We start from the raw sequence: 16,591 nt of genomic DNA on the forward strand, positions 1-16,591 counted from the left end.
CTGCAGCCGTCGTCACGGCTGGTGACTGTCGCCTCCGTGGGTGCAGAGCAAAGGCGGCAGAGGGCCGGCATCCCCGCCGCAGCTCGTCGACACGGAGCGTGACCTGTTCCGCGACGGGTCAGGCCGGCCGGGACCGGCTCACCGCATCCCGCGCAGGGCGGTCTGCAGGCGCTCCTGGGCGCGGCGACGCCGCTCGTTGCTCGCGCCCAGCGCCAGCAGGACGATGCCGACCGGGATCAGCACCAGCCACGGGCCCAGGCTGAACAACGCGTGCACGGCCGCGATCGCGGTCACCGTCGCCCCGACGATCACCGGCGCCTGCTGCCGGCTGGTCGAGCCGAAGATCAGCACCGCGACGGCGCCGAGCAGCAGCAGCACCTGGCGCAGCATGCTGGATTCGGTCGCGATCACGATCGCCAGCGTGGGCAGGAACGCGGTGACCAGCGCCGGCCCGTACGCCACCCAGCTCGACAGGTCGGGTCGGTGCCGCAGTTGCAGGACGCCGACCAGCAGGGCGAGCGCGGCGAACGGCAGCGTGTACGCCTCCGGCAGCGCCACGTCGGCCACCCGCATCAGGATCCACCAGGCGCTGATCTCGCAGGCCACCACCGCCCAGAACAGCAGATTGCGTTCCATCGGGCGGCGTCCCGGACGGCTCGCCGCCACCCCGAGGACCGCACCCCAGGCGGCGAGCAGCGCGGCGATGTGCCGGGGCGAGTCGTACGCCAGCGCCAGCGCGATGAGCGCCGCCCCGTAGCCGCTCCACTCGACGGTGGCCGCCTCCCGGTACGCCTCGGGACGGCGCAGCCGGGGCAGCGTGGCGGCGAACACCTGCAACGCCGCGCCGACAGCGAGCACCCCGAACGCGGACCAGACAGCAGCCAGCCCGGACTTGAGGCCGATCGTGAGTACGAACAGCTGCGCCATCACCGAGCCGAACAACCAGCCCAGGATGCGCGCCCGCTGGGTGGTGCCGAACAATGCGGCGACGGCGCCCACGCCGACCGCCCCGCCGAGCGTGAACACGGTCAGGTCGCTCGTGGCGAGGCTGCCGGCCAGCCCGGCGCCACCGGCGGCCAGCCCGAGCGCGAAGACCAGCACCCGGGCCACCCGGATCGACCGGCCCGGCTCGGCGATCGCCGGCGGCGGGGTGAGCGCCAGCCCGAGCATCGAGATGGTGAACACCGCCAGCGCGGCCAGCGCGGTCACCGGCCAGCCCTTGCCGAGCGCCACCGGCGTGATCAGCAGCGTGATCGCCGCCCCGGGCAGGATCACCGGCACCGCCCGGGACCGCCGGCCGCCGCTGAAGCCGGTGGCGGCGAGCGCCGCGGTCACCGTCAGAAGCAGCGCGGTGAGCACGTGCGTGGGGTCGACCGCATCCGGCGGCGGGGTCAGCAGCTCCGGCGGCGGCCCCTGCCACACCCGGCGCAGCACCGCGAACGGCGAGAACAAGGCCACCACGAGCGAGGGCGCGAGGGTGGCCAGGGCCAGCGCGGTGGGCAGCGCCGCGGCGGCGAGCGCACCGGCGGCCGGGCTGACCCGCCAGCGCAGCTCGGGATCGTCCGGGGCGCGCCGTAGCGCCCCGTTGAGCAGCACGGTCCAGCGGCGTACCGGCCGGCCCGAACCGGCGGGCGGGACGGTGGCCGCCCGGATCAGCTCGGCGAGCACACCGAGCAACGCGGCGGCGGCGGCGAACACGCCCGCCGGCAGGCCGACCGCGAGCGCCGCGGCGGCGGTCACGGTGGCCGCGCCGACCACCGCGACGCTGGCGTACGGGAGATATTGCGGCACCTGCCGTCGTACCGCCGCGATCGCGGCCAGACCGATGCTGGCGGCGGCGAGCGCGGCGGTGAGCACCACCTGTGGTGGGCGGCCGTACTCGACTGCCAGCGCGGCCACCGCGCCCGGCAGCGCGAGCAGTGCGGCTCCGGCACCCGCGCCGCCCACCTGCACCAGGTGCGGCGGCATGCCCTCGGTGCGAACGTCGTCGACGAGCGACGGCGCGACCGTCCGGGCCACGGCGGCCACCGTGGCGCCGATCAGCGCGATGCTGCCCAGCGCCAGCGCGGTGGTCCACGGCCGCACCAGCCCGGCCCCGGCGGCGTGCAGCGCCACCACCCCGGCCACAGTGGCCCGGGACAGTGCGGCCCGGGGATCGGCCGACGCGGCGGCCGCCATGCCGTAGACGGTGGCCACCATGCAGCCGACCAGCACCGGGGACCACCAGGGCAGGTCGAACGCGGCCGGGGCGCCCACAGTGGCGAGCACGGCGGCCAGCCCGGAGACGTCGTACTTCCACGGCGGCGGCAGCAGGATCGCCGCGGTCACCCCCAGCAGCGCCAGCGCCACCGGGGCCTGCCAGGTCGATCCGCCGGTCGGTGCGGCCGGCCAGCCGGTCAGGTCACCGGCCCAGATCGGGCCGGGCGTGGCCAGCACGCCGAGCCCGCCGCGCAACGCGCTCCAGGCGGCGATCAGGCCGATCAGCGTGCCACCGGCGGCGATGCCGAGGATCGGGCCGCGCCGCCACTCCTCGGGTAGTGCCCGGGCGGCCACCGCCACCAGCAGTACCAGCGCGGAGGCCACCACGAGCTGACCGCCGGGGGCGAGCACCGCGGCGATCCGGGCCAGCGTGGCGACGAGCGCCACTGTGGTGGCGGCGAGCGCCAGGTCGGACCCGTCGAGGGACATGTCCGCGCGGCGCCCGGCGTCGATGCGCGGGGCGAGCGCCAGCAGCGCGGCGGCGACCAGGAGCAGGCTGCCCACCCAGGCGTCGGCCGAGGTCGCACCAGGCGCACCGAACGCGGCGGCGGCGACCGCCACCGCGCCGAGCACCGTACCGAGCGCGTGCGGCATGCTCAGGTGCCGCTGCGCCACCTGCACCAGGGCGGCATAGCCGAGCGTGACGCAGACGGCGAGGAAGCTCGCCGCGAGGATCGGCACGGTGATCTCGCGCAGGTTCGCCGGTGTGGCGACCGGCGGCGTCGGCACCGTGGCCGCCACGAACGCGGCGACGGCACCGGGCAGGGCGAACGCCGCGCCACCGGCGGCCCAGGAGCAGACCGTCTCCGTCGCGGCGGCGGCGAGCCGGACCCGCGGGGCGAGGGACACCAGCGCCCCGGCCAGGAACAGCACCGTCAGCGCGGCGGCGGTGAGCGCCGGGCGGGCGAGCGAAGCGCCCGCGCCGATCAGGCCCAGCCCGGCCGCCGTCACCGCGTGCGCCACAGCGGACCGTTCGGTACGCGCGGTCAGCCCGAGCACGCCGACCGCTACTGCTGTGAGCAGCATCGGCCAGCAGGCCGCCGCCCAGCCCAGACCGAGCGACGCGGGTACGGCGAGGGCGGTGAGAGCCGCGCCGACCACAGCGAACTCGCGCCGGATCTCGGCCGGCAGCGCGATCACGGCGGCGATCGTGAGCAGCAACGCGCTGGCCGCGAGCTGCCAGCCGGTCGGGCCGACCGCCCGGGCCAGCTCGGCGTGCCATCCGCTCAGATCCGCCGACCAGGCCGGCAGGGCGGCCCGGACCGGGGCCAGCCCGGCGCGCAGCGCGCCACCGGCGACCACCAGGCCGCTGACCGTGAGCGCCACCGCGGAGGCGATCTGCGGCCCACGCCGGGCCGTCTCCGGTACGGCCCGGACGGCGAGCCCGGTCAGCGCGATGACGGCGGAGATGAGCAGCAGGGACCGGCCGGGCAGGGCCACCGAGGCGACCCGGCCGAGCGCGCCGATGACCGCCAGCGTGAGGATGCCGGCGCCCACGTCCGGCAGCGGCGGCCGACGCAGGACGAGCGTCCCGGCCAGCGCGACCAGGGCGGCGAGGAGCAACGTCGCGCCCGCGGCGGCGGCCGGCGGCACCGTGGCGGCGCGCAGGAGGCCGGTGACCGCGTACGCCAGCGCGAACGCGACCGCCACGCCGTGCAGCAGCCAGGTCAGCTCGGGCAGCCAGGGCACCGGCCGGGCGGTGGCGGTGGCGGCCGGACCCGGCGGCGTCTCACCGCCCAGCACCTCGGCGGACTCCTCCGGCGCCGACTCGGGCCGGACGTCGTCGGCGCGCTGCCGGGGCGGGACCGGCGGTGCCGGCTCGGTGACCGGCAGGTCCTGCCGGACCGGCCGCTCGCGTACCACCGCTGAGCGGGCCAGCGCCAGGTCGAGCACCGCCACCACGGTGAGCACCAGCGCCCAGCCGACCGGCCCGGTGATCCGCTCGTACGCGAGCAGCGGCAGCACCGGCTGGGCGGCCAGCACCGTGGCGAAGCGTGGCGCGCGCAGACCCGTCCCGTACGCGTACCCGAGAGCGACGAGCGTGGTGACCAGGAAGATCGTCCCGGCGAACGCGGCACCTGATCCGTCGCCGCCGATCCGGTCGACGGCCCACAGCGCGTACCCGGCCAGCGGCACCAGCAGCAACCCGACCGCGGCGATGGTCTCGGCGGTGGAGGTGAGCCCGCGCCGGGCCAGCACCGGCGGGGCGAGCAACATCAGCGCCGTCGCCACCAGCAGCACGCCGAGGCGGGCCAGCGCGTCCATCGAGCTGGTGGCGACCGCGGCGAAGACCACCGCGGCGACGCCGAGCAGGAGCGCGCCCAGCCCGAGCGGGATGTTCTGCACCTCGCGCGAGGACGCCTCGGGCGGGTGCTCCGGGTCGTCCGCGTCGAGCCAGCGCGGGCGGCCGCGCGGCGGCGACGGGGGCAGGTCCTCCGGCGGGCCGGGCGGCGGGGTGCCCTGGCGGGGCACCCGGGGCGGCGCGCCGGTGGCCGCGGTGGGCGGGCGGCGGCCGGGCCGGCGGCGCAGGACCCGGCGCGGCCGGGTGGCCTGCCGGATCCGTTCCTCACCGGCGTGCGCCAGGATGTCCCGCTGGAAGAGTGCGGCCTGCATCTTGGCGGCGATCTGCCGCTGTTCCCGGGCGATCTCGGCGTCGCGGGCCTTCATCTCGGCGATCGAGCGCTCGATGTCGGCCAGGTGCTCGGCCCACTGCGGCTGGTGCGCGCCGCAGTGCGGGCAGACGACGGCGGGCTTGATGTCCTGCCCGCACGAGGCGCACCTGAAGCTCTCCACGACAGTCTCCCGTCCGCCCGTGCCCCCGCACTGTGGACCTCCCAGAGGCAGCATGCCTTGAGTGGGCCGGGATTTCGACAGTTGCCGCCGCGTTCCGGACAACAAAAACGGACCGGCCGCCGGGAGACGATCCCCGGCGGCCGGTCCGCGCGCTCAGCGGATCAGGGGCGGCCCATGCCGCGGTACTCCCAGCCGGCCTGAGTCCACAGTGTGGAGTCGAGGCAGTTGCGCCCGTCGACCACCTTGCGGCCGTTCGCCAGCTCGCCCAGGGCCACCGGGTCGGCGTTGCGGAACTCGGCCCACTCGGTGAGCACGCAGACCAGGTCGGCGCCGCGGACGGCGTCGTTCATCGTCTCCTCGTACGTCAGCTCGGGCACCGCCCGGCGCGCGTTCTCGACCCCCTGCGGATCGAACACGTGCACGTCGGCGCCGGCCTTGCCGAGCAGCGAGGCGACCGCGAGCGCCGGCGCGTCGCGTACGTCGTCGGTGTTGGGTTTGAACGTGGCGCCGAGCACCGCGACCCGCGTGCCGGACAGGTCCGGGCCGGCCGGCCCGGAGCGGCGGCCGAGCAGCTCGGCGGCGAGCTGCACGACGCGGCTGCGGCGGCGCTGGTTGATCAGGTCGACCTCGTGCAGGAAGCGCAGGGCCTCACCGGCGCCCAGTTCCTGCGCGCGGGCCTGGAAGGCGCGGATGTCCTTGGGCAGGCAGGCGCCGCCGAAGCCGAGCCCGGCCTGGAGGAACCGGTTGCCGATGCGCGGGTCGTAGCCGATCGAGCGGGCGAGCTGGGTGACGTCGCCGCCGGCCGCCTCGCAGACCTCGGCCATCGCGTTGATGAAGGAGATCTTGGTGGCGAGGAACGCGTTCGCGGCGACCTTGACCAGCTCGGCGGTCGCGAAGTCGGTGACCACCAGCGGCACCTCGCGGTCCTCGGTGGCGGCCAGGTCGAAGACGCCCTTGTGGGCGGCGAACAGCATGCCGTTTGCCCACTCGCTCTTGACCCCGACCACGATCCGGTTCGGACGCAGCACGTCGTCGACGGCGAAGCCCTCCTGGAGGAACTCGGGGCTCCACGCCACCTCGACGCCGAGGTCGGCCGGGGTGTGCTTGCCGACGAGCTGCTCCACCCATTCGGCGGTGCCCACCGGCACGGTGGACTTGCCGACGATCAGCGCCTTGCGGGTCAGGTGCTGGGCGAGGCTGGTCACCGACGCCTCGACGTACGACAGGTCGGCGCCCATCCCGTCGGCCCGTTGCGGGGTGCCGACGCAGATGAAGTGGACGTCGCCGAAGTCGGCGGTCTCCTGGATGTCGGTGCTGAACCGCAGCCGGCCGGCGGCGAGGTTGCGCCGCAGCAGCTCGTCGAGGCCCGGCTCGTGGATCGGCACCTCGCCGGCGTTCAGTTTGGCGATCTTGTCGGCGTCCACGTCGAAGCCGAGCACCTCGTAGCCCAGCTCCGCATAGCAGATGGCGTAGGTCGCACCGAGGTAGCCGGTGCCGAGGAACGTCACCCGCGGGCGGGCGGCGCCGGACGGCGGGGTCACCGCGGCGATGGCGGGCATCGGCTGGGTGTTCGGGTACGGAATCGTCACGCCTGTCTTCTCCGCTCGCACTGGCGGCGCTTCCACGCGTCGCATTCTGCTGGGGCGCCGAGGCCGGGCACCGAGGGAACTGGATGTCTGCTGTGAGGGTAATGGGGTCGGGCGGGCGAGGCTCGGGCGCGAGCCTACCCGCCGGTAAGGTTCGGCCGGGGCCGGTGGCTATCCTTCAGTTTGCGGCAGTCGTCGGCCCCCGGGCGGCACAGACTGCGCATGATAGCGGTGAAAGGGGAGGGCCGACATGGCCGCAGAGCAGTCGTTCGACGTCTACCGGTTGCCGGAGGAGCACGAGGCGATCCGGGAGGCGGTCCGTGAGGTCTGTGCGGCCAAGGTGGCTCCGCACGCCGCCGAGGCGGATGAGACAGGTGAGTTCCCCAAGGCGTCGTACGAGGCCCTGCGCGCCGCCGACTTCCACGCCCCGCACATCCCGGTCGAGTACGGCGGCGCCGGTGCGGATGCGCTGGCCACGGCCATCGTGATCGAGGAGGTGGCCCGGGCCTGCGCGTCGTCCTCGCTGATTCCGGCGGTGAACAAGCTGGGCACCATGCCGCTGCTGCTGGCCGGCTCCGAGGAGCTGAAGCGCAAGTACCTCACCCCGGTCGCGGCCGGGGAGGGCATGTTCTCCTACTGCCTCTCCGAGCCCGAGGCGGGCAGCGACGCCGCCTCGATGACGACGAAGGCGGTGCGTGACGGAGACCACTGGGTGCTCAACGGCGTGAAGCGGTGGATCACCAACGCGGGCGTGTCCGAGTACTACACCGTGTTCGCCGTGACCGATCCCACAGCCCGGTCGAAGGGCATCTCCGCGTTCGTGGTGGAGAAGTCCGACCCGGGCGTCAGCTTCGGTGCCCCGGAGAAGAAGCTCGGCATCAAGGGCTCGCCCACCCGCGAGGTCTACTTCGACAACGTCCGGATCCCGGCCGACCGCATGATCGGCGCCGAGGGCACCGGCTTCGCCACCGCGATGAAGACGCTCGACCACACCCGGGTCACCATCGCCGCGCAGGCGGTCGGCATCGCCCAGGGCGCGCTGGACTACGCCAAGGGCTACGTCCAGGAGCGCAAGCAGTTCGGCAAGCCGGTGGCCGACTTCCAGGGCATCCAGTTCATGCTCGCCGACATGGGCATGAAGCTGGAGGCGGCGCGGCAGCTCACGTACGCCGCCGCCGGCAAGTCCGAGCGCGGCGACGCGGACCTGACCTACTTCGGCGCGGCCGCCAAGTGCTTCGCGTCCGACGCCGCCATGGAGATCACCACCGACGCGGTCCAGCTGCTCGGCGGCTACGGCTACACCCGCGACTACCCGGTCGAGCGGATGATGCGGGACGCCAAGATCACCCAGATCTACGAGGGCACCAACCAGGTGCAGCGCATCGTCATGGCGCGTCAGCTGCTCAAGGGCTGACGAGCGACGTTCGGGCGGGCGGACCGGTCACGTACCGGCCCGCCCGCACTCGTTCAACGGCTCTCGGTGCCCTCCGGCCGGCCCGCTCCGCGCGGGGGCGCGGACCACGGCGACTCGCCGCCGGTGCGGCGGGGCAGCGGTTCGGTGGGGGACTCGGGGTACGCCAGCGTCAGCGGCGGCGTGTCCGGGTCCTTTGCCGGCGCCGGCGGCCAGTCGGTGAGCGTCGGCTTGTGCTCCACCGGTGCGACGGCCGGGGTCAGCTCCGCCTCGGCCGTCGCGGGTGTGGCGGGACGCCGCCAGCGGCTCGTGCTGAACACGGCCATCAGCAGCAGCGCGCCGATGAGGAACAGCGTGCCGTTGTCGAGCGGGTCGCGCAGCGGCAGCGGGTCACCGAGCAGCCTCAGGTCGTCCGGCACCCGGTCCCGCACACTGAACGGCGCGACGAACAGCCCGAGGTACGGAACCGCGAGCAGCAGGCCCGCCGCCAGCGGGCCGAACGGCGAGAAGCGCAACGTGCCGAGCAGGCCGAGCAGGATGCCGGCGACGCCCAGATAGACGGCCGGCTCGATCAGGTTCGGCGTGCTGTACGTCCCGATCTCCACCCAGCGGTCGACGGTCCGCTCAGATCCGTCCTGACCGAGCGTGACGAGCACCCAGGTGACGGGCGCCACCGCCAACCCGGCGAGGAAGCTCCAGAGATGTCGCATCCGCGCACCGTACCGTTTTCGGCATGACAGATCATCCCGCGGTCCCGCCGGGTAAGCCGACCTCGTACTCCCGCGTCACGCTCAGTCGCATCATGACCGCGGTCGATGTCAATCTGTACGGGACCGTGCACGGTGGGGTACTGATGAAATTCGTGGACGACGTTGCCGGTGCGGCGGCGGCGAGGCACAGCGGCGGCACCGCGGTGACCGCCTCCATCGACGAGATCGTCTTCTCCGAGCCGGTCCGGGTGGGCGATCTCGTGCACGCCCACGCGCAGATCAACTGGACCGGCCAGACCTCGATGGAGGTCGGGGTGAAGGTGGTCGCCGAGCGCTGGGACTCGGCCGAGGACGAGCCGCTGCCGGTCGCCACCGCGTACCTGGTGTTCGTGGGCGTCGACGTGGGCGGGGCGCCCCGCCCGGTCCGCCCGGTGCTGCCCGAGACGCCGGAGGACGAGCGCCGTTTCCGGGAGGCCGAGATCCGGCGCGCGCACCGGCTGGCCCGGCGCCGCGCGATCCAGGCCCACCGCGCCGGCTGACCGGTGCCCGCCCACACCGGTCCGGGGTGTGGGGTGTGGGCGGCGCACGCCCCGTACGGCCCACCCGGCGCGGACAATGGCGGCACGAGGTAGGGCAAGATGGCGCCACGGCTCCGGCACACCGTCGTGGCGGGCCCAGGGGAGGGTGGATCAGTGGCTGACGTGCTGTGGACGCCGCCGGCGGACGTGCGGGAGCGGTCCCGGATCGGTGACTACCTGCGCTGGCTGGCCGAGCACCGCGGGCTGGAGTTCGCCGACTACGACGCGCTGTGGCAGTGGTCGGTGACCGACCTGGACGCGTTCTGGCGCTCGATCTGGGACTGGTTCGACGTGGTCGCGCACACCCCGCCGACCGCCACCCTCACCGACCGGGCCATGCCGGGCACCCGCTGGTTCCCCGGCGCGACGCTCAACTACGCCGAGAACGTGCTGCGCATGCCGGGGCTGGGCGACGACGACCCGGCGGTGATCGCGCACGGTCAGACCCGCGCGCCGGAGACGCTCACCGCCGCCGAGCTGCACGAGCGGGTCCGCCGGGTGGCGGCCGGGCTGCGCCGCCTCGGCGTGGGACCGGGCGACCGGGTGGCCGCGTACGCGCCGAACATCCCCGAGACGTACGTCCTGCTGCTCGCCACCGCCAGCCTCGGCGCGATCTTCTCCTCCTGCGCGCCCGAGTTCGGCACCCGCAGCGTCACCGACCGCTGGCAGCAGATCGAACCGACGGTCCTGGTCGCCGTGGACGGCTACCGGTACGGCGACAAGCCTGTCGACAGGCGCGCCGAGGTGGCCGCGATCCGGGCCGCGCTGCCGTCGCTGCGGCACACGGTCGCCGTCGCGTACCTCGATCCGGACGGCCCGGCCCCCGACGGCGCGCTGCCGTGGGCGGAGCTGGCGGCGCCGACGGACGAGCCGTTGACGTTCACGCCGGTGGCGTTCGACCACCCGCTCTACGTGCTCTACTCCTCCGGCACCACCGGCCTGCCCAAGCCGATCGTGCACGGCCACGGTGGCATCCTGCTGGAACACCTCAAGATGCTGGCGCTGCACCACGACCTGGGCCCGTCCGACCGGTTCCTGTGGTTCACCACGACCGGCTGGATGATGTGGAACTTCCTGGTCTCCGGTCCGGCGGTGGGCGCCGCGATCGTGCTGTTCGACGGCAACCCGGGCCACCCCGACCTGGGCGCGCTGTGGCGGCTGGCCGCCGACACCGGCACCACGTACTTCGGCACGTCCGCGCCGTTCCTGCTGGCCTGCCGCAAGGCCGGGCTGGTGCCGCGCGAGGTCGCCGACCTGTCCGCGGTGCGCGGCCTCGGCTCGACCGGCGCGCCGCTGCCGGCCGAGGGCTTCACCTGGGTGTACGAGAACGTGAGCGACCGCCTCCAGCTCCAGTCGCTGTCCGGCGGCACTGACGTGTGCACCGGGTTCGTCGGCGGCGTGCCGCTGCTGCCGGTGTACGCGGGGGAGATCGCCTGCCGGGCGCTCGGCGCGAAGGTGGAGGCCCGCTCCGCCGACGGCAGCGCGGTGATCGGGCAGCTCGGCGAACTGGTGATCACCGAGCCGATGCCGAGCATGCCGGTCGGGTTCTGGAACGACCCGGACGGCGCCCGCTACCGGGAGGCGTACTTCGAGGTCTATCCCGGCGTGTGGCGGCACGGTGACTGGATCACGGTGAACGAGCGCGGCGGGTGCGTGATCACCGGCCGGTCCGACGCCACGCTCAACCGGGGCGGCGTACGCCTGGGCACCGCCGAGTTCTACTCGGTGGTCGAAGGGCTGGACGAGGTGGTCGACTCGGTGGTCGTGCACCTGGAGGACGACGAGGGCGGCGCCGGTGAGCTGCTGCTGTTCGTGGTGCTCGCCGAGGGCATGGAACTCGACGACGACATGCGGAAGAAGATCTGCCGGGAGCTGCGTACCGCGCTGTCGCCGCGGCACGTGCCGGACGAGATCCATCAGGTCCGGGCCGTGCCCCGCACGCTGAGCGCGAAGAAGCTGGAGGTGCCGGTGAAGAAGATCCTGACCGGTACCCCGGTGGACAGCGCGGCGGCCAAGGGCGCACTGGCGAATCCCGAGTCCCTGACGGCGTTCGCCGCCCTGGCCCAGCGCCGGGCCACCACCGACAGCCCCGCCGCACCGCGCTGATCTTGCACTTTCCGCCCCGGCGAAAGGGGTGAATGCCCCGCGCCGAGGGCCGAAACCGCAAGATCAACGGGGAAGGGGAGGGCGCCGGGCTCAGGGCAGGGTGTGGGTGGTCTTCTCGGTTTCGGCACGGGAAGGCAGGCGGGTCGGGTCGGGGTGGGCGCATGCGACCACGCTCGCGCCCGCGATCAGCGGGGTGAGCAGCCACTCGACCGGGTCGGGGTGGGTGCTCACGTCGACCAGGAGGCGGTCGCCCTGGGCCAGGCCCAGCTCGGTGGCGCGGGCCGTCGCGCGGGCCAGCAGTGCCGCGTCCCCGTCACCGGCGGCCGGGTGCGGCGTGAAGTGGTCGCCGTGTCCGCGTACGGCGGAGACGAAGTCGGTGCAGCCCGCCGGCACCTGCCGCATTGGCAGCGCGAACGGGTCGAGCGCCAGCGCGTACCGCTCGCCGGCCGGCCACCCGGCCGCCTCGTCGACCCGGTCGACTGCGACGAACAGCGCCTCCACCGGAACCGGCGTGCCCGCCACCGTCAGCTTCGCCGACCAGCAGCCGAGCAGCACTGCGGCGGTCTGCCAGTGCGGCGGCAGCAGCACCCCGGCCGTGTCGCCGGGCGCGGCGCCCACCTCGTCGGTGAGCAGGTTCGCTGTCTTCGCCACCCAGTTCGCGAGCGTCGCCCCGGAGAGTTCGGTGCGCTCGCCGGTGGCGTCGTCGTACCAGGTCAGCAGCGGTCGGGTGGGGTCGGTCGCGATCGCGTCGGCGAACACCCGGGCAATGTTGTCGGCCATCGGCGCGAACGATACGCGCCCCGCGTGCGTACTCGATGACAACGACAAGTCGGCGTACCGTCGGGTCGCGGTCAGCGCCTTCCGCCGGGCCCGGCGTAGGCTTGCCGAGAGTGTTCTTCCCCACAACTGCGCCACCTGAGGAGTCGCCCCGTGACCGCCGGTCGCCCGCCCCGCGTTCTCATCGACGCCACGAGTGTCCCCGCCGACCGTGGCGGCGTCGGTAGATACGTCGACGGACTGCTCGGCGCGCTGGGCCGGGTCTGCGGCACCAGCGTCGACCTGGCCGTGGTCAGCCTCCGCACCGACCTGGAGCGCTACACCCGGATGCTGCCCGGCGCGGAGGTGATCCCCGCCCCGGCGGCGGTCGCGCACCGGCCGGCGCGGCTGGCCTGGGAGCAGACCGGCCTGCCGCTGCTGGCCCAGCAGGTCGGCGCCGAGGTGCTGCACTCGCCGTTCTACACCTGCCCGCTGCGCGCCGGCTGCCCGGTGACTGTCACCGTGCACGACGCGACCTTCTTCACCGAGCCGGAGCACTACGACAAGTCGCGCCGGACGTTCTTCCGCAGCGCGATCAAGACGTCGCTGCGCCGGGCCGGCCGGGTGATCGTGCCGAGCAAGGCGACCCGCGACGAGCTGATCCGGCTGTTGGACGCCGACCCGACCCGGATCGACGTCGCCTACCACGGCGTCGACCAGGACGCGTTCCACGCGCCCGGTGACGAGGAGAAGGCACGTGTCCGGGCCCGCCTGGGCCTCGGCGACAGCAGCTACATCGCGTTCCTCGGGGCCAAGGAGCCGCGCAAGAACGTACCCAACCTGATCCGCGGCTGGGCCCGGGCGGTGGCCGACCGGCCGAACCCGCCCGCGCTGGTGGTGGCCGGTGGCCAGGGCCACGACGACGACATCGACCGCGCGGTGGCCGAGGTCCCGTCGCATCTGCGGCTGCTGCGCCCGGGTTACCTGCGCTACGCCGACCTGCCCGGCTTCCTCGGCGGCGCGCTGGTGGCGGCCTACCCCTCGTACGGCGAGGGTTTCGGCCTGCCGATCCTGGAGGCGATGGCGTGCGCCGCCCCGGTGCTCACCACGCCGCGCCTGTCCCTGCCCGAGGTGGGCGGCGACGCGGTGGCCTACACCAGCGAGGACCCGGACCAGATCGCCACCGACCTGGCCGCCCTGCTGGACGACGAGCAGCGGCGGCTGTCCCTGGCCAAGGCCGGTTTCGACAGGGCCAAGGAGTTCACCTGGGAGTCCAGCGCCGAGGTCCACATCGCGGCGTGGCGACGGGCCCGGTCCTGAGCGCCGGCTGCCGGTCCCGGGCGACCGACCGTGACGGCTCGCCCGCTTCGGGCATGATGTGCTGATGTTCTACGCCGTCATCCCGGCGGGTGGCAGCGGCACGAGGTTGTGGCCGTTGTCCCGTGCCGGCCATCCCAAATTCCTCCACCCGCTGACCGGCACCGCCGCCTCGCTGTTGCAGGCCACTGTCGACCGGTTGTCGCCGCTGACCACTCCGGAGCGCACGCTCGTGGTCACCGGTGCCGCGCACGCCGCGGCGGTGGCTCGGCAACTGGCTGGCCTGCCGGAAGAGAACATCCTGGTCGAGCCGTCGCCGCGCGACTCCTGCGCCGCGATCGCGCTCGCCGCGGCGGTGATCGCCACCCGGACCCCGGACGCGGTGATGGGCTCGTTCGCCGCCGACCACCTGATCGGCGACCCGGCCCGGCTGGCCGAGGTGGTACGGCAGGCCATCCGGGGCGCGGAGCAGGGGCTGCTGATGACTGTGGGCATCACCCCGACGCGTCCGGAGACCGGCTACGGCTACCTGGAGACCGGTGAGCCGGTGGGTGACGGCACGCTGCGCCCGGTACGCGAGTTCAAGGAGAAGCCGGCCGCCGAGGTGGCCGAGGTGTACGTCCGTTCCGGGCGGCACCTCTGGAACGCCAGCATGTTCGTCTGGCGGGTGGACGTCTTCCTGTCCGAGCTGGCCCGCCAGCAGCCGGAGCTGCACGCCGGGATCACCGCCATCGCGGCGGCCTGGGGCACCCCGGAGCAGGACGACGTGCTCGGCCGGATCTGGCCGACGCTGCCGAAGATCTCGGTCGACTACGCGGTGATGGAGGGCGCGGCGACTGCGGGCCGGGTGGGTACGGTGCCCGGCGACTTCGGCTGGAACGACGTGGGCGACTTCCACACGCTCGGCGAGGTGCTGCCCGCCGACGGCGCCGGCAACGTGGTGCTGGGCGGGGACGCCAAGCCGGGCGTGCTGCTGCACGACACCACGGGCACCGTGGTGGTGCCGCACTCGGGCCGGCTGGTGGCGACCGTCGGGGTGCACGACCTGATCGTCGTGGACACCCCGGACGCGCTGCTGGTGTGCCCGCGCGACCGTGCGCAGGACGTGAAGAAGATCGTGGACGAGCTGAAGGAACGCGGCGAGGAGGGCCTGGTCTGATCCGCCGGGCCGCCGGAGGGGGCACGCGTCCGGCGGCGCGGCGCGGTACCGCCGCTCAGCCGCCGGCGTGGCGGGCTAGCACCGCGAGCGCCGGCGGCACGAGCTGGGCGGTGGCGTGGGCGAGCGGCTCGGGCAGCCGGTCCGGCGAGAACCAGCCGAGAGCCTCGGACTCCGCGCTGACCCGCTCGACCGCGCCCGCGGGGGCCAGGGCGACGTACCGGACGTCGTAGTGGAACGACCCGCCCTGGCAGGTGACCTCGTGGATGTCCACGTCGATCGGCTCCGGCTCGACGGTCAGGCCGGTGATGCCGGACTCCTCGGTGGCCTCGCGCAGCGCTGCGGCCACGAGCGTCCGGTCGCCGGGCTCGCAGTGCCCGCCGAGCTGCATCCACCTGCGGATCTTGCCGTGCAGGCAGAGCAGCACCCGGCCGTCCGGGTCGAGCACCAGCGCGCTCGCCGTGACGTGCCCGGCGCGGTGCGTCCGGCTCATCGCGACCGGCCCGTCGGCCAGCAGCGCCAGCGTCCGGTCCCGGGCGGCGCCGGCGGCGTGGCTGGTCGCCGTCCAGTGGCTCAGCGTCGCGACGGCGTCGGCGTGCAGTTCGGTGTACGAGGTGAGGTCGGGCATCCGGACACTCTACGAGCGCCGCCTCCGTACCCTGGCGCGGTGACCCTGCGACTCGTCGAGTTCCTGGTGGCCGGCAACGAGGCCAGCGACCTCCTGCCGGTGCGGTCGGCCGCGCTGCTGCGGGCGCACGGCGCGCGCCGCGGCTTCTGGACCGTGCTGGACGAGGGGCCGGTCGAGCAGTGCCTGGCGCTGCTGCTGGAACGCGACGACGGCCACTGGGAGGCGCACCACGTGGCCGCCGACGCGGGCCCGGAGAACGGCCGCACCGAGGACGGCGAGGCGCTGGCCCATCACGACGGCTGGGCGTACGTCTTCGGCTCGCACTTCGGGTCCAAGCGCGGCCCGCTGCGGCCCCGGCGCGCGTTCGTGGCCCGGTTCCGGGAGGACGACGCGGTCGCCGGGTCGCTGCCGGTGCACGTGGTGCGCAACCGCTTCCGGCTGCACCGGGCGGTGAACGACGCGCTCGCCGCCGCCCCGCTGACGCTGCTGCCGGCAGGTGACCGGGTCCGGGAGCGGTTCATCGTGGAGACGCTGGCCCGGGGCACCGCCCGCGCCAAGAGCTGGGTGACCCGGCTCGCCGCCGACGACCTGCCGATCAACGTGGAGGCGGCGGCGTTCACCCCGGACGGTACGGCGCTGCTCGGGCTGCGTTTCCCGGTGACCGCCGAGGGGGAGCCGGTCTACGTCGAGCTGGCCGGCGTACCGGAGATGTTCGACGACCCGGAGCGGCCGGGTGACCTGCGTGCGCTCGGGGCGTACGCGCTGACCGGGGTGACGCCGCCCGGTGCGCTCACCGGTTTCCGCGCGATCACCCCGACCGGCGACGGCGGCTACGCGGCGGTGACCGGGTCGATCGACGCGCTGGGCAAGGGTTCGGTGCTGCTGGACGACCACCCGCACGGCGGCGAGGTGACCTCCCGGCACGTGCGGTTCCGGCACGACGCGGGCGGGGACGCCCTGGTGACCGGGGAGGTGGTCGCGGAGCTGGCGCCGTTCCACCACGTGGAGGGGCTGGCCGAGCTGGCGGGACGCTGCTATTACGTCACCGACGAGGACCATCGGGTGGCGCTCTGGATCGGATGAGCGAGGGCCGGGCGGCACCCCTGCGACTGATGTCGCAGACCCTCGTGGTGCCACCCGGCCACGCCCGTCAGCCGGCGTCCGGGTCATCGTTGCGCCCCGGCGTCGGCAGGCAACAGAGAGTTTGCCGAACCCGCCCGCCCACCGTCGAGGTTTTTCACCTGACGCTTAAAGATGGAGATTAGTACCGGCGGGTACAGTGCGAAGTGTG

At 74.2% G+C, this 16,591-nt stretch carries 11 protein-coding genes; 6 read left to right on the forward strand and 5 right to left on the reverse strand.

From position 1 onward, the window contains the following. Positions 1-138 precede the first annotated feature (138 nt). Together O7546_RS03120 and O7546_RS03125 are read right to left on the reverse strand one after the other, a co-directional pair. On the reverse strand, positions 139-5,052 hold the full coding sequence (locus tag O7546_RS03120) for a permease (RefSeq protein ID WP_194798518.1): 4,914 nt from the start codon (positions 5,050-5,052) through the stop codon (positions 139-141). 161 nt (positions 5,053-5,213) lie between these two features. Then, positions 5,214-6,641: a UDP-glucose/GDP-mannose dehydrogenase family protein gene (locus O7546_RS03125; RefSeq protein ID WP_013284143.1), complete on the reverse strand. Its 1,428-nt coding sequence runs from the start codon at positions 6,639-6,641 to the stop codon at positions 5,214-5,216. Positions 6,642-6,888: 247 nt separating this feature from the next. On the opposite strand from O7546_RS03125, the gene O7546_RS03130 reads away from it, so the two are divergent. Beyond that, positions 6,889-8,052 carry an acyl-CoA dehydrogenase family protein gene (locus tag O7546_RS03130; RefSeq protein WP_128138570.1) on the forward strand — a complete coding sequence of 388 codons (1,164 nt, stop codon included), beginning with the start codon at positions 6,889-6,891 and terminating at the stop codon, positions 8,050-8,052. 53 nt (positions 8,053-8,105) lie between these two features. Here O7546_RS03130 and O7546_RS03135 read toward each other — a convergent pair whose 3' ends face one another. Beyond that, positions 8,106-8,759: a hypothetical protein gene (locus tag O7546_RS03135; protein ID WP_194798516.1), complete on the reverse strand. Its 654-nt coding sequence runs from the start codon at positions 8,757-8,759 to the stop codon at positions 8,106-8,108. Between the two features lie 23 nt (positions 8,760-8,782). On the opposite strand from O7546_RS03135, the gene O7546_RS03140 reads away from it, so the two are divergent. Further along, positions 8,783-9,298 carry an acyl-CoA thioesterase gene (locus O7546_RS03140; protein ID WP_194798515.1) on the forward strand — a complete coding sequence of 172 codons (516 nt, stop codon included), beginning with the start codon at positions 8,783-8,785 and terminating at the stop codon, positions 9,296-9,298. Between the two features lie 153 nt (positions 9,299-9,451). After that, on the forward strand, positions 9,452-11,443 hold the full coding sequence (locus O7546_RS03145; RefSeq protein ID WP_281600429.1) for an acetoacetate--CoA ligase: 1,992 nt from the start codon (positions 9,452-9,454) through the stop codon (positions 11,441-11,443). A gap of 90 nt (positions 11,444-11,533) precedes the next feature. Here the strand turns inward: O7546_RS03145 and O7546_RS03150 are convergent, their stop codons facing one another. After that, the gene (locus O7546_RS03150) at positions 11,534-12,223 is read right to left on the reverse strand and encodes a TIGR03089 family protein (RefSeq protein ID WP_194798513.1); all 690 of its coding nucleotides are present in this window, start codon (positions 12,221-12,223) and stop codon (positions 11,534-11,536) included. A gap of 150 nt (positions 12,224-12,373) precedes the next feature. On the opposite strand from O7546_RS03150, the gene O7546_RS03155 reads away from it, so the two are divergent. Together O7546_RS03155 and O7546_RS03160 are read left to right on the forward strand one after the other, a co-directional pair. After that, positions 12,374-13,519 (forward strand): glycosyltransferase family 1 protein, encoded by a 1,146-nt coding sequence (locus tag O7546_RS03155; protein ID WP_194798512.1) that lies wholly within the window; start codon positions 12,374-12,376, stop codon positions 13,517-13,519. Positions 13,520-13,583: 64 nt separating this feature from the next. Further along, positions 13,584-14,675 carry a sugar phosphate nucleotidyltransferase gene (locus O7546_RS03160; protein WP_194798511.1) on the forward strand — a complete coding sequence of 364 codons (1,092 nt, stop codon included), beginning with the start codon at positions 13,584-13,586 and terminating at the stop codon, positions 14,673-14,675. Positions 14,676-14,730: 55 nt separating this feature from the next. Here O7546_RS03160 and O7546_RS03165 read toward each other — a convergent pair whose 3' ends face one another. Further along, a complete protein-coding gene (locus tag O7546_RS03165) occupies positions 14,731-15,300 on the reverse strand; it encodes an NUDIX domain-containing protein (RefSeq protein WP_194798510.1) in 570 nt (189 codons plus the stop codon). A 39-nt stretch (positions 15,301-15,339) separates the two neighbouring features. Here O7546_RS03165 and O7546_RS03170 point away from each other — a divergent pair, with 39 nt between their 5' ends. Then, on the forward strand, positions 15,340-16,383 hold the full coding sequence (locus O7546_RS03170; protein ID WP_281600430.1) for a hypothetical protein: 1,044 nt from the start codon (positions 15,340-15,342) through the stop codon (positions 16,381-16,383). The last annotated feature ends 208 nt before the right edge of the window (positions 16,384-16,591 follow it).

This window comes from Micromonospora sp. WMMA1976 (assembly GCF_027497335.1).
In the GTDB taxonomy this organism is placed as follows: Bacteria; Actinomycetota; Actinomycetes; order Mycobacteriales; family Micromonosporaceae; genus Micromonospora; species Micromonospora aurantiaca.